The sequence below is a fragment of the Flavobacterium sp. UBA4854 genome, assembly GCF_002399805.1.
GTDB lineage: Bacteria > Bacteroidota > Bacteroidia > Flavobacteriales > Flavobacteriaceae > Flavobacterium > Flavobacterium ginsengisoli.
Map to the genome: position 1 here is coordinate 1,840 of NZ_DHEI01000155.1, position 14,582 is coordinate 16,421.

11 protein-coding genes are annotated in these 14,582 nt (G+C 34.1%); 2 read left to right on the plus strand and 9 right to left on the minus strand.

The features are described from left to right. The 6 genes from B3J44_RS22280 to B3J44_RS22305 all read right to left on the minus strand — a co-directional run. Nucleotides 1–933 (minus strand): RagB/SusD family nutrient uptake outer membrane protein (locus B3J44_RS22280; protein ID WP_286971512.1); only part of this gene is annotated, 933 nt, incomplete at its 3' end. Between the two features lie 4 nt (nucleotides 934–937). Beyond that, complete coding sequence (locus tag B3J44_RS22285; RefSeq protein WP_286971513.1) at nucleotides 938–4,297, minus strand: SusC/RagA family TonB-linked outer membrane protein; 3,360 nt, start codon at nucleotides 4,295–4,297, stop codon at nucleotides 938–940. Between the two features lie 10 nt (nucleotides 4,298–4,307). Next, the gene (locus tag B3J44_RS22290) at nucleotides 4,308–5,411 is read right to left on the minus strand and encodes a FecR family protein (protein WP_286971514.1); all 1,104 of its coding nucleotides are present in this window, start codon (nucleotides 5,409–5,411) and stop codon (nucleotides 4,308–4,310) included. A 67-nt stretch (nucleotides 5,412–5,478) separates the two neighbouring features. Beyond that, nucleotides 5,479–6,078: an RNA polymerase sigma-70 factor gene (locus B3J44_RS22295; protein WP_286971515.1), complete on the minus strand. Its 600-nt coding sequence runs from the start codon at nucleotides 6,076–6,078 to the stop codon at nucleotides 5,479–5,481. 225 nt (nucleotides 6,079–6,303) lie between these two features. Next, on the minus strand, nucleotides 6,304–6,921 hold the full coding sequence (locus B3J44_RS22300) for a hypothetical protein (protein WP_286971516.1): 618 nt from the start codon (nucleotides 6,919–6,921) through the stop codon (nucleotides 6,304–6,306). A gap of 203 nt (nucleotides 6,922–7,124) precedes the next feature. Then, nucleotides 7,125–7,556, minus strand: a complete 432-nt coding sequence (locus tag B3J44_RS22305; protein ID WP_286971517.1) for a DUF1810 domain-containing protein — start codon at nucleotides 7,554–7,556, stop codon at nucleotides 7,125–7,127. Nucleotides 7,557–7,918: 362 nt separating this feature from the next. Here B3J44_RS22305 and B3J44_RS22310 point away from each other — a divergent pair, with 362 nt between their 5' ends. Continuing rightward, nucleotides 7,919–8,668, plus strand: a complete 750-nt coding sequence (locus B3J44_RS22310; RefSeq protein WP_198855981.1) for a 4-hydroxy-tetrahydrodipicolinate reductase — start codon at nucleotides 7,919–7,921, stop codon at nucleotides 8,666–8,668. Between the two features lie 344 nt (nucleotides 8,669–9,012). On the opposite strand, the gene B3J44_RS22315 is transcribed toward B3J44_RS22310, so the two are convergent. From B3J44_RS22315 to B3J44_RS22325, 3 genes are all read right to left on the minus strand, one after another. Beyond that, on the minus strand, nucleotides 9,013–9,759 hold the full coding sequence (locus tag B3J44_RS22315; protein ID WP_286971518.1) for a succinate dehydrogenase/fumarate reductase iron-sulfur subunit: 747 nt from the start codon (nucleotides 9,757–9,759) through the stop codon (nucleotides 9,013–9,015). A 75-nt stretch (nucleotides 9,760–9,834) separates the two neighbouring features. Next, nucleotides 9,835–11,745, minus strand: coding sequence for a fumarate reductase/succinate dehydrogenase flavoprotein subunit (locus B3J44_RS22320; protein WP_286971519.1), 1,911 nt, complete (start codon nucleotides 11,743–11,745; stop codon nucleotides 9,835–9,837). 367 nt (nucleotides 11,746–12,112) lie between these two features. After that, complete coding sequence (locus tag B3J44_RS22325; protein ID WP_286971520.1) at nucleotides 12,113–13,390, minus strand: acetyl-CoA C-acetyltransferase; 1,278 nt, start codon at nucleotides 13,388–13,390, stop codon at nucleotides 12,113–12,115. 236 nt (nucleotides 13,391–13,626) lie between these two features. On the opposite strand from B3J44_RS22325, the gene B3J44_RS22330 reads away from it, so the two are divergent. Further along, nucleotides 13,627–14,582, plus strand: a 956-nt coding sequence (locus tag B3J44_RS22330) for a TonB-dependent receptor (RefSeq protein ID WP_286971521.1), incomplete at its 3' end; no start/stop codon positions are given.

The window sequence follows — 14,582 nt, forward strand, 5'->3', positions numbered from 1 at the left end:
AGTATAACCAAAAGTTTGAGACATAGATGATGACACATTTCCTTCGCCATCTTTTCTAGGTGTAAATTCAAGCAGAATTTCTGATATTGGAAGATCTGGTTTTGCCCATTCTGAAATTAAGCTTTCTTTGCTGGTTAAAACAACGCCAGAATTGGTAATGACATCATTTGCAACTTCATAAGCATTTGTCCAATCTCCTTTTTGAAGATAAACTCTTGCCAATAATGCTTTTGTATTTTTTTGGTTAAAAAAAGAATATTCTGGACCAGCAAGCACTGTAGCGCCTGAATAATTATCGATGGCATTTTTTAAATCGGTGATAATTAAATCGTAAGTTTCTGCCATAGTTTTTCTTATTGGGTATTGTATGCCAGATTTAATAGATTCGGTGCTATAAACAACCCCTAAATGCGATGCATCGGTAGTATATTTATAATCCTGACCATAAACAAGAGATAAAAGAAAATGTGTGTAAGCTCTTATTGCCAAAGCCTGCGCTTGTATTTGATTTTTCTCTTCAATAGTAGCATCTGTTAATTTAGGAGTATATTCTAAAATTAAATTAGCCTGATTTATTATATCGTAACTGCTAGCATAAAATGATTTATAATCACTACTAATTGCCACATCATTAAAAGAATAGGCTTGTTCAATTAATGATGGTGTGGTGATTTGTCCCTTAAGACTTCCTGTTGCAATAGGCGTGAATTTTATATTGCCACCTTGCAGATCAGCATATACAGCATATATTTCTGGACGCAGATTGCCGTCAACTTCAGAGTAAAGGCCTGTAAGAGCCTGTAAAACTCCTGTTTTGTTTTTTAAAAGTTCATCTATAGATGTTTGTGTTCCTGGTTCCTGTTCTAAAAAGTCACTACAGCTTTGTAATGAAAGCATTAGAAAAAAAATAGAGAGGTATTTTGAATATTTCATTTTCTTAAAATTTAGCATTAACTCCTAGCGAAATTGTTCTAGCTTGCGGATAAATATAATTGTACTCACGTACTCCGTTCATTCCTTTTGGGCTCTTTTCTTTGTACCAATACGCCACATTTGTAGCATCTGCAAAAACAGAAAGAGCGTCTAGAAAAGTATTTTTCAGCGGTACATTATAACTTAAATTAATATTGCTGATTCTGATATAAGTAGCATCATAAACATACTTGCTTAAGTTTGGAAGAATAGGCGAAAGCGTTACAGCTGACTGGGAAACATTATCTCCAGGGTTTCTCCAATAATCGTAAGCATTTACAGAAAGATTTCTGTTTGTTGTTACATTATATTGATCGATAAGAATGCTTGAAGCCAGTAAATCACCACCAATTTGATAATCGCCTCTAACAGATAAAGTAAGATTGTTATAGAAAGTAAAAGTGTTGTAAAAACCTCCATAAGCATCTGCTGTTTTGTCTCCAATAGGTTCCCAGTCTGCAACGGTATATAGTTCGCCGTAGGTTTTAGCATCGTAAATTTTACCATTTTTTTCGACAAGATCTCTACCTGTTGCAGGATCTACGCCGGCCCATTTAATTCCCCATAATGTTGTTGTACTGTAACCTACTTTCTGTGCCATTGCAATATTGGCCTGAGAATAATCGCTTCCTAAACTTTTTAAATGAGTTACTTTGTTACTTATTGTAGAAATATTAAATGCTGTTGTCCATTTAAAAGCATTGCTTTTTATCCATTTGATTCTTGTAGTAAGTTCAAAACCTTTATTGTACATACTAGCAGCATTTAATTGAATAGAATTATAACCGTTTTCTGTAGGAATGTCTCTCGCAGCAATTAAATTGCTTTTATCATCATAATAATATTCTAATGTTAATTCTACTCTTTTAAAAACATTAAAATCAAATCCAGCATTGAATTTTGTGTTTTTTTCCCAGCTTAATTTGCCATTTGGCGAAGCTCCAGTAGTTGCTCCAATAGAACCATTGTATTCGTTTTGGCTTATATTATAAAGACCTTTAGATCTATAAGAACCAATTTTAGAGTTTCCGGTTGTACCGTAGCTGGCTTTTAATTTTAGAAAATCAATCCAAGAGTTAGATTTTAAAAAGTCTTCATTACTAATAATCCATCCAGCACCAAAACCTCCATTATGAGCCACATTAGTATCATCTCCAAAAACAGAACTCTGGTCGCGACGGTAGTTGGCCAATAAAAAATAACGTTTTTTGTAGTTATAATTTATCTGAGAAAATAAAGAAACTCTAGAGTTATAGCTAATTTCACTTTTGTAAGTTTGACCGCCTTTAGATTCGTCTGCGGGCGTATCTGGATTGTCATCTCTTATAGCATCTGTAACACTATGAATCTGTTCAGGATTTAAGAAACCTACTCCAGATTTAAAATTAAAATCGGCTTTATCTTCTGCAAGTTCAAAACCAACTACACCATCAATTTCATTGCTTTCGTTTAATTTTTTGTTGAATAAAGCTTGTCCTTGCCAGTTCCATTTAGTAGAATTTCGCTGATTTATAACGCGTCGTCCCCAAGCTGGATAGGTAATTTTATCCAAAACAAAAGTTCCGTTAAACTGTCCGCTTTCATTTGCAGCAGAAAAGTATCGATCTTGGTCTTTATCAGTATAATCCAGACCAAAAAGAGTAGAAAATTTAATGTTATCATTAAGTTTATAAGATACATTGAAGCTTCCTAAGAGACCAAAAGTTTGCGCTTCGTTTTTATTTTGCTCAATAGCAGCTAGAGGATTTCCTCTGGTTGCGCCGCTTACACCCAAATCAGCATAAGAACCATCGGCATTATAAACTGCGAGAGTAGGAAGATAAGCGAAATTATAAAAGATATTTGGCGCATCTTTTTGTACAAAACTAGGATTAAGCATTAAATTAATATCCCATTTACCAGAGCTGTAACCTAAATTAATTCCTGCGTTTAATTGTTTTGTTTCGTTTCCAATTTGCGGTTCATCGATTTTTGTATAACTAACATTAGTGCGGTATGAAAATTTAGATGTCGAACCCGAAACATTAAAATTGTATTTGTTATAAATACCTGATCTATTTAATATATTAAACCAATCTGTATTTATTCCGTTATAAGAAACAGGAACATAACCAGGAGTGGTATTTTTCATATACTCATTTCGTAGTTCAGTATATTGTTCTCCGTTTAAGTATTTAATTTGATTAACGGCAGAAGAAACTCCAAGCTGATTTGAAAAGCCAAATTGTGTTTTTCCTTTTTTACCCTTTTTAGTTGTAATTAAAATTACTCCGTTTGCTCCATCGGCACCATAAATACCTACAGCAGCGGCATCTTTTAAAACAGAAATGGTTTCGATATTTTCTGGAGCAATTTTCATTAAAGGATTAGCTAGGTTTTCTGAAAAATCACCGCTTCCGTTAAACAAGCTGCTATCAATTGCATATTCTTCGCTCATTACAACACCATCAACAATAATAAGCGGTTGCGATGAAGTTCCAGAAATTGCTCCGCTTAAAGAAGATAATGTACCTTGACCACGTATATTAATTTTTACAGGACCGCCAATACCAGAAGTATTTTCTACCATAACTCCAGCAATTTGTCCCGTGATCATTTTGTCAAAACTTTCAGAAGCTTGCTCCACCGCAATATCTTTGGCTTGCAAAGTCGAAATGCTTCCAACAATTTCTTCTTTTAATTTAGTAGTTCCGTATGAAGAAGTAATAATAACTTGCTCCAATTCGTCTGTAACTTCTTGAAGATAAAAGACAAATTCTTTTTTGTAGCCAGCAATTTGCGATTGCGATTCCATTCCTAAATAAGCAACTTCAAGAGTTTGTTCTTTAATATTATCGCCTTTTAGTTCATAAGCAAATTTTCCATTTGCATCAGTTATTGCGCCCATTCCAGTTCCGTTTACACGAATAGTGGCACCAGGAAGAGGCTGTCTGTCTTTTGCGCTGTAAACCGTTCCTTTAATGATGCGTTCTGTTTCCTGAACAGCAGATTTAGATCTGTCAACAGGAGCAGCGTTGGTTAATAAAACTTGCTTTTTCTGAATGTAGTAGGAGATATCGGTGCCTTTAAGTAGTTTCTTTAAAGCAACTTCTAAAGTAGCATCGTTAACATCTAAATCAGCCAACTGCTCGGTGTCTATTTTTTTTGCATTATAAATGATTCTAAAATCACTTTGTTCCTCAATAGATTTGATAATTAGGCTTATAGGTTTGTTTTTTACGTGAATATTTATGAGTTTATTCTGAGAAAATCCTTTAAATCCAGATATGAGAATGGCTAAGAAAAACAGAATTTTTCTTAAAACGGGTTGTATCGTAAATGTCATGTTTGTTTATTTATCGCGGATTGGTGATTGTAATGGTTTTTTGTTGAATAGAATAATTAAAAGGCGTGTCACGTTTTAGCAGGTCTAAAATGTTCTCGACACTAGATTCGCTGATTTTAATCGTACCCGTAAAATTCTGTTTGGCCAAATCAGAATTTTCGTTGATAATTTCAACATCATAAGTACGCTGAATAATTTTAGCGATTGTAGAAAATGGAGTGTCTTTAAAAGCAAGTTCGCCTTTTGTCCAGGCAGCGTAAAAGGCTGGATCGACTTCTTTTAAGACCAGTTTTTTAGAATTATTTTGCCATGTAGCCATTTGGTTTGGCTCTAGCAAAATAGCGTTAGAAGGATTAACAGCTTCAGACATTCGAATGCTTCCTTCAATTAATGTACTATTAACTGTAGGGTTTTCAGGATAAGCGCTCACATTAAATGTTGTCCCGAGAACTTCGATATCTGCTTGATTTGCATGAACAATAAACGGATGCATTTTGTCTTTGGCAACTTCAAAAAATGCTTCACCAGTTAAGTAAACATTTCTATTTCCGTTTAAGCCAAATTGCTCCGGATAGCGTAAAGTTGTTCCAGAATTTAAACTCACAACGGTACCATCTGAAAGTTTAAGTTTGAAACGTTTTCCGTACGGAATTGAAAGCGTATTATAAATTACTTTATGATCCTGAACTTTGCCAAAGTAAACAATCTCGGTCGGAAATTTTTTGGCAATCAAATCGCCTTTGTCATTTAAAAGAGCAGTCTGGTTTTTTCCTGAGAAATATTCCAGACGGCCGTCGCCCAATTCTAGAACAATTTCTTTTGGAGTTTCTGGCTGACCATTAAATAAATAAATAGTCGTACCCAAACCTAGAAATACTAAAAATACTGCAGCATATTGTAAATACTGTCTGATTTTGTTTTTCGGTTTCATTTGAATGACCGGAATAGTTTCAATTGTTAAATCGGAAGAAAGTGTGCTTAATGCCCAAATTTTCTTAGTCTTTAAAAATTGCTGTTTGTTTTCTTCAGATGCTTCAATCCAATCAAAAAGTGCCTGAACTTCTTGCTCTGAAGCTTCGTTAGAAAGGTATTTATTTATTATTTCCGATATCATATATGCTTTTTAAAACTTCTCGCCATTATAAGTACACCTCAGAATTAAAATACCCTACCTTTTATTCTTAATTATTATAAATAAGGATAAAAATCAAGAACAAATAATCAGATAATTTGGTTTTTAAAATCTTCAAAGCCTTTGTCATATGGGCTTCAACAGCTTTTAGGGAAACTCCCAACTCTTCGGCGATTTCTGCATTTTTTTTATTCTCGAAACGTTTTTTAATGAAAACTTCTCGAGTTTTAGGAGGCAATTCGCTGATAGATTCCTGAATTATTCGTTCTAATTCGGTTAATTCTAAAGTGTCGAACTGAATCGAATTTAAAACTTCGATATCCAATTCTCTTTCTTTGTGGTTTAAGAGGTCATTTTTGAATTTATCCTTCACTTTATTATGACGAATTAAATTCAAGCATTTTGATTTGGCATACGTAAATAAGAAAGCTTGAATTCCGTTAACAGATTCTACGTTTTCTTTATTTTGCCATAGATGTAGTAAGGCTTCCTGAGCAAGATTTTCAGCTTCGTCTTGATCATAAATAAACTGAACGCTGAAAGACTGGATTCTTCTAAAATATTTGTCGTAAAAAAACTTAAATGCAGTTTCGTCGCCTTTCTTAAAGGAAAGAAAAAGATCTAATTCGAAACGGGCATTATTGTTCATTAAATGAAATTTACTTTGAAAAAAGCAATAGAGGGTAAGTTTAAAGAACCACTCAATTTTGCTCAGAAAGCGGCAAATATAAAAGTTTATTTATATTAATTCTAAATAAAATAAAATTATTAGTTGTTTCTCAAAAAATTATTCAGAATAGGTTTAGAAAGAGATTCTTTTTGATGAAAACTTTCAAAAAAAAACTCCCAATTATAACGATTGGGAGTTCTTAGTTTAATTTAGAATTACACATACTCTTTGAGATAAATGCCTTGCTAGTTCAGGAATATTATTGTCTGAGACAATATATGGGATGAGTTTCCTCTTCTCGATGATTTTCTCTTTTGAATAAATGAGATTAAAATATTCTTTAGGTTCATTAATGTTTTCTTCAGTTTTAGGAATCTCTTCGTAATAGTAAAGTGATTTTTTTAACGAAGGATATTTGTTTAAAAGATAATCGTTTGCAGTATGTCCTCCTTCTTTATTTAAATCTTCACGTAAAATTCCTGTTACTGTAACTTTTTTGATATTGCGTTTAAAACTTCTATAAGTTTCTCTTGACATTGAAAAATCAGAAGATTTGTTAGTTCCTTTTTCAGATAATTTGCGAACTATCGAAAAACGTACATAATCGCCATTTATTTCGGTGACTTTAAAAACAAAATATTTTTTTGCTGTTCCACTATTTCCATTTTCATCTCTTTGTTTGCTAAAAACAAAACTTCCTAGTTTTAGTTTATGCTCTGGAGTTTCCATAGCTTCTTTCCATAGATAAGGTTTATAAACCGTTTCTCTGAATACATAAATTGCAAGGACTAATAAAATGCTTATAAAAAGTAGTTTTTTCATTAATTTTAATTTGTGCAAATATTGTTTTGTTGAGATTTTTCTAAAAATTTGGCCAAAAATAGTAAAATGGCAGTTTATTTTACATTAAAGTTTGTTAAGTTTTTTAAAATGAACTTTATCCAAAAATAAAGACACTAAAGCCTTGTTAAAAAGGTCTTTACAGACTTATTTATCTTATCTGTCAATACTATATTTCTAAAATTTTAAAGATTGCTATATAATAGCTGCAGCGTATGAAAATCAGATGAACCATCGAAATATTTATGCAGGACTTCCTGAAAAATTGGTTCGCTGTTTTGAACACTTGCAAACAAAGTCATACACGATTGAAGCTTTTCTATATCAAGACTTTCGAAAATATCAGCAACATTTTCTTCTTTTTTGACAAGTTCTGAGGTAATTTCTACAAGATGTTTTCCTAGAATTGGATGCTCAAGAAAGGCAATTGCTTCATCAGCATTTTTGATTTCGTAAAATTTAGAAGTATCACTCGAACCCATTCCTTTTATCTGAGGAAAAATAAACCACATCCAAGGAGATTCTTTTTTGCCATTTTTGATTTCGTCCAGAGCTGTTAAATACAATTTGTTTTGAGCATCAAGAAAACGAAGTAATCCATTGTTATTGTAAGCCATTATTTACGATATTAATTTGGGGATATCAGGTCATAAATCTAGTTAAAATATGTTTACTTGTATATCATCAAATCTTTTTTTTAAAGTCATTTTTTAACATTTTAAATAGAATAATTTAAAAGAACGTTTAAGAGTATTATATGGCGCTTGTATCTTGTATTAACAAATTAAATCGTACTAATAACTATTTTTATTGTTATAAAATGAAGATTTTGTTGGTTATTCTGTTATGATTTTCCTATTTTTATGAACAGGCGGTTCGAAAACTGCCTTAAAAAATTAAAATTAGGATTGATATTGGCCACTTTACAATATCAATATTTTCAACCGGGCACGCTTCGCCCATAAAAAAATAAATGCTTATGAAAATAGGATTAATCGGATTCGGAAAAACTGGAAAATCAGTAGCTTCAATACTTTTAGAAAATAAAAAATTCAGCCTTGAATGGGTTTTAAGACAAAGCAATGTTTTGGAACACAGATCGGTTCCTGAGTTTTTTGGAATCCAGTCAGATGAACCCGGATTAATCTATTCTAGTTCTCATACTTCTGTTGAAGAATTATTAGAAAAACATCCGGTAGATGTCATTATCGATTTTTCTTCTAACGAAGGAATTTATACTTATGGAGAAACAGCAGCAAAATATAAAGTGAAAATTATTTCGGCAATTTCCCATTACAAGGAAAAAGAACTAAAATTACTCAAGAAACTATCAGATAAAACAACAGTATTTTGGTCACCAAATATTACGTTGGGAGTTAACTATTTATTGTTTGCAGCGAAATTTTTAAAGAAAATTGCTCCTTGGGTTGATATTGAAGTAAACGAAGAGCATTTTAAAGCCAAAGAAGGAACATCTGGAACAGCAGTAAAAATCGCTGAAGCACTTGATGTCGATAAAGAAAATATAAATGTTGTTAGGGCAGGAGGAATAGTTGGTAAACACGAGGTTATTTTTGGTTTCCCTTTTCAAACCGTACGTTTAATACACGAATCGATTTCGAGAGAAGCCTTCGGAAACGGAGTCATTTTTGTGGCTGAAAATCTAAAAGGAAAAGAAAAAGGACTTTATAATTTTGAAGATATCTTGACACCTTATTTTACGGTTTAAGTTTGTTTTTTGCCGCTAAGACACAAAGGCACTAAGTTTTTTTATCTCGCAAAGACGCAGAGCCGCAAAGTTTTTTATTCAAAAAATGGTTAAAGTGTTTTCTGTCTTCCTGAGCGTAGTCGAAGAATAAACGTAATGTATTTAAAGTATATTTAATCTCGCAAAGACGCAGAGCAGCAAAGTTTTTTATTCAAAAAATGGTTAAATTGTTGTCTGTCTTCCTGAGCGGAGTCGAAGGATAAGCGCAATATATTAAAGTATATTTTAATCTCGCAAAGACGCAAAGTTTTAAAACTTAAAAAAGAAAAACTTTGCGACTTAGCGTCTTTGTGGCAAAAAAAAACTTACTTCCTAAAAGTCAAAGCCTTCATATATTCTAAATTCATTTTAGCAATTGAAAGCACCGAAATACCCTGCGGACATTCGATTTCGCAGGCTCTTGTATCAGAACAAGCTCCAAAACCTTCTTCATCCATTTGTTTTACCATCGAAACTGCACGTGTTTGGGCTTCTAATTTTCCTTGGGGCAAAAGCGCTAAATGCGTTATTTTGGCACCAACAAACAAAGCGGCGCTAGCATTTTTGCACGAAGCGACACAAGCTCCGCATCCAATACAGGCAGCAGCATCAAAAGCGGCTTCTGCAGTTTCATACGAAATCGGAATACTGTTTGCTTCTGGCGCCTGCCCCGTAGCAGCGCCAATAAAACCTCCCGAAGCAATGATAGAATCAAATGCTTTTCGGTCAATTTTTAAATCGCGTAGAACAGGAAAAGCTTTAGCGCGAAAAGGTTCAATATAAATAGTATCTCCATCCTTAAAACTTCTCATATGAAGCTGACAGGTTGTAGTATTTTTTAAAGGACCATGAGCGCGTCCGTTTATCATTACACCACATTGACCACAGATTCCTTCACGGCAGTCGTGATCAAACTCAATAACACGTTCACCTTGCTGGATAAGCGATTCATTTAAAAGATCTAACATTTCCAGAAATGACATATGCTCAGATACTCCATCAATTTCGTAATCTGTCATTTCTCCTTTAGTTGAAGAATTAAATTGGCGCCATATTTTTAGATAAAGTTTCATAGATAATTGTTAATTATGAATTGTTAATTATGAATGAGTATTGTGAATTAATAATTCACAATTAATATTCACCATTTATTTATAGCTTCTCACTGCAAGTTCTACTGATTCAAAGGTTAGAGGTTCTTTGTGAAGTTCTGGTTCGTTATTTAAACCTTTCCATTCCCAGGCAGAAACGTAGCAGAATTCATCATCGTTGCGGACAGCTTCTCCGTCGGCGGTTTGATATTCTTCTCTAAAGTGTGCACCGCAGGATTCTTCGCGCTGTAAAGCGTCGTAGCACATTAATTCAGCTAATTCTATATAATCGGCTATTCGTCCAGCTTTTTCTAGTTCGCTATTTAAAGTGTTATCGCCTGTAATTCTGAGATCTTTTTCAAAAGAAGTTTTAAGTTCTCGAATTTCGATTAAGGCTTCTTCCAATTTTTGTCTGCTTCGCGAAAGACCGCATTTTTCATACAAAAGACGTCCGATTTTTTTATGGAAATAATCTGCAGAAAGTGTTCCGTTGGTGTGTAAAAAACGATCTAACTGTCTTCTTACAGTATTTTCAGCTTCTTCAAAAGCTGGATGCGAAATATCTGGTTTGTGTAAATTTAATTCGCTTGCCAAATAATTTGGGATCGTATATGGCGCAATAAAATAGCCATCAACACAAGCTTGTAGCAGCGAATTTGCACCTAAGCGATTAGCACCATGATCGGCAAAATTGGCTTCGCCCAAAGCAAATAGACCAGGAATAGTAGTCATAAGTTCATAATCAACCCAAAGTCCGCCCATTGTGAAATGTGCTGAGGGTGAAATCAGCATTGGTTCTTTATAAGCGTTTATGCCTGTAATTTTTTCGTACATGGCAAAAAGATTGCTGTATTTGGCTTCGATTTTATCTTTTCCCTGCGCTTTAATGGCATCCGAGAAATCGAGATAAATCGCATTTTTCATAGGTCCAACGCCATGACCGGCATCAATTCTTTCTTTTGCCGCTCTTGACGAAATATCTCTTGGCGCTAGATTTCCAAATGAAGGATAACGGCGTTCTAAGTAATAATCGCGTTCTTCTTCGGGAATGGCATTTGCAGTTCGTTCATCTGCGGCTTTTTTAGGAACCCAGATACGCCCGTCATTTCGAAGCGATTCCGACATTAAAGTCAGTTTTGACTGGTTTTCACCATGTTGTGGAAGTGAAGTAGGGTGAAACTGAATCCAGCTTACGCCTGCCATATAAGCGCCTTTTTTGTGCGCCCTCCAAAGTGCAGAGCTATTGCAACCCATTGCCAAAGTAGACAAATAATATACTTTTCCGTAACCTCCAGAGGCCAAAACGACAGCATCGGCGGCATGACGTTCTAAAATTCCTGTTTCAAGATTTCGAGCAATTATTCCTTTGGCTTTGCCATCAATAACAACGAGTTCAAGCATTTCGTGACGAGTATACAAATCAACTTTTCCTAAAGATGCTTGACGTTCTAAGGCCTGATAAGCGCCCAATAAAAGCTGTTGTCCGGTTTGGCCTCTAGCATAAAAAGTTCGAGAAACCTGAACACCTCCAAAAGATCTATTGTTTAAATATCCCGCATATTCTCTTGCAAAAGGAACCCCTTGTGCAACTGCATGGTCAATAAGATGAGCAGAACATTCGGCTAAACGATAAACATTGGCTTCACGAGATCTAAAATCGCCACCTTTTATAGTATCATAAAACATTCTATAAGTGCTATCGCCATCATTTTTGTAGTTTTTGGCAGCATTTACGCCGCCTTGAGCGGCAACAGAATGTGCGCGTCGTGGAGAATCCTGAAAGCAGAAAGATTTTATATTGTATCCTTGTTCAGCAAGAGAAGCCGCGCACGAAGCGCCCGCAAGACCCGTCCCGACTACTATAATATTTAGTTTTTTTCGGTTTGCAGGATTGACCAATTTGGCTTTAGACTTGTAAAGACTCCATTTATCAGCAAGAGGACCTTCGGGTATTTTTGATTCCATCATTTTTAGTGGTTTAAAATGAATTGATACAAAAGCTTAAATAGAAAACTAAATTTAGTATAAAATATTGATATTTAGTAGTTTTTGTATGAATATGTTTAAGCAAAAAAAGAATTTTAAGTAGAGTTACATGTTTACATTTTTCACGCAGATTAAAAAAGATTTAAGCAGATTATTGCAGATTCTAATAAAAAAATCTGCTGAATCTGCTAAATCTGCGTGAAACAAAAACTTTTAGCAGTTATATATTTAAATCTTTTAGGGAAATTTTAAATAAAAAAAATCTGCTAAATCTGCGAGCAAAAATTACTCCCGCAGATTTAGCAGATTCAGCAGATTTATAAAATTGAATTGAAATATTTTTGAAAAATTATTTCTCGATTATCATGGTAACTCCTTGACCACCTGCGGCGCAGATAGAAATTAAGCCTCTTCCAGAACCTTTTTCGTTAAGCAGTTTTGCCATTACGCCAATAATTCGTCCTCCAGTTGCAGCAAAAGGGTGAGCGGCTGCTAAACTGCTTCCTTTTGCATTTAGTTTATTTCGGTCAATAGCGCCTAAAGTTTTCTTTAAACCTATTTGGGCACTTAGTTCTGGGCTTTCCCAGATTTTTAAAGTTGCTAAAGTTTGAGCAGCAAAAGCTTCGTGAATTTCATAATAATCGAAATCCTGAAGATTTAATTCAGCTTTTTCCAACATTCTTGAAGCAGCAAATAAAGGCGCTAACAGAAGATTTTGTTGATTTTTAACGTACTCAATTGCTGCAATTTCTGCAAAAGCTATGTAAGCTAAAATAGGAAGCCCTTGCTCTTTCGCCCATTCTTCGCTAGCCAGAAGAATACAAGAAGCTCCATCTGTTAAAGGTGTTGAATTTCCTGCAGTCAAAGTACCATTTACTTTATCAAAGGCTGGTCTTAATTTTGCTAGTTTTTCAATTGTACTGTCTCTTCTAAGATTATTATCCTTTTCTAATCCGTTAAAAGGAGTAATCATATCATCAAAAAAACCTTCATCATAGGCTTTTGCCATATTCAAATGACTTCTTAAAGCAAACTCATCTTGGTCTTCTCTAGATATTTTATAATATTTTGCTGTAATCTCAGTATGTCCGCCCATAGAAAGTCCTGTTTGAGATTCTTCATTTCTCGGAACTAATGGGGATAAATCTTTTGGACGAAGTTTTAGAAACGTTTTTATTTTTGAACCTAATGATTTTGCTTGTCTTGCTTCTAAAAGAATTTTTCTTAGTTTTTCGCTTACTGCAATCGGCATATCACTGATCGAATCTACACCTCCAGCAATTCCAGAATCAATTTGCCCAAGTGCAATTTTATTGGCAATATAAATAGCGCTTTCAATTCCGGTATCGCAAGCCTGCTGTAAATCGCATGCTGGAGTTGCAGGATCTAGACTGGTTTGCATTACACATTCTCGAATTAAATTGTTGTCGTAAGTATGTTTAATTACTGCACCTCCCGCAACCTCGCCTAATAACTTTCCTTTTAGATTGTATTTATCAATAAGACCATTGAGTGCTGTGGTCATCATTTCTTTATTTCCCACATTAGAATAGGCTGTATTAGCTCTTGCAAAAGGAATTCTGTTATAGCCGACAATGGCAACTTTTCTTATGGTATTTGATTTCATATCAGGAAGTTATTTGTTTGGGTTTGTGAAATTTCGAAATATAAAGATAAAAATAGATTTTGGTTTGGTACTTAATGCAGATTAATATTATCAGGAAATAACTGAGAATTAAAGTTTTTAGAATTATTTCTACTGATCTTCTTTATTTTGTTGTATTTATTTAGAATGGATAAAAATAATTTGGAAAAGTTGAGATTAGCACATACTTTTGTCGCTCAATTTAAAATCAAAACCAAATGAAAATAATTTTTAATCCAAAAGTTTACTTTTTTGTGCTGCTTTTGAGCTCATTAAATATGATGGCACAACAGCTTGGAACTGTAAACGGGAAAGTTTCTTTGAGTGGCAATAAACCTGCAGAAAATATTGCTGTAGCTTTAAAAGGAACAAAATATTCAGATATTACGACTGTTTCAGGACATTACGAAATTAAAAATGTAAAACCAGGAACTTATACTATCGTATTAAATGGAGTAGGAATTCAGCCTATTGAGGATAAAATCGTAGTTAATTCAAAACAAGTAACAACTAAGAATTTTTCTCTTTCAGAAAGTCAGGAAGATCTTGATGAAGTGGTGATTAAAAAGAATAAATACAAGCAAGATAAGCCTTCATTGTCATTACGCCTTCAAACGCCAGTTTTAGAAATCCCTCAAAACATACAAATTGTAAGCGGTCAAACCTTAAAAGATCAGCAAATTACGAGTATGAGCGACGGTGTAATCCGAAATGTGAGTGGTGCCGTTCGTTTGGAGCATTGGGGAGATTTGTATACCAATATTACAATGAGAGGTTCTCAAATTCAAGCTTTTAGAAACGGATTTAATGTAGTTTCTTCTTTCTGGGGACCATTAACTGAAGATATGAGTTTTGTAGATCATATTGAGTTTGTAAAAGGACCAGCTGGTTTTATGCTTTCAAGTGGTGATCCAAGCGGATTGTATAATGTGGTGACTAAAAAACCGACAGGAGTTACAAAAGGCGAAGTAAGCGTTCTTGGCGGAAGTTATGATTTTTATAGAGTGAGTGTCGATCTTGACGGAAAATTAGATAAAAAAGGAAAATTGCTTTATAGATTTAATGGAGCAGCACAAAAGAAAGGATCTCATCGTCCGTTTGAGCACAATGACCGTTATGTTATTGCGCCAGTTATTTCATACCAATTTGATGATAGAACAAAATTGACTTTTGA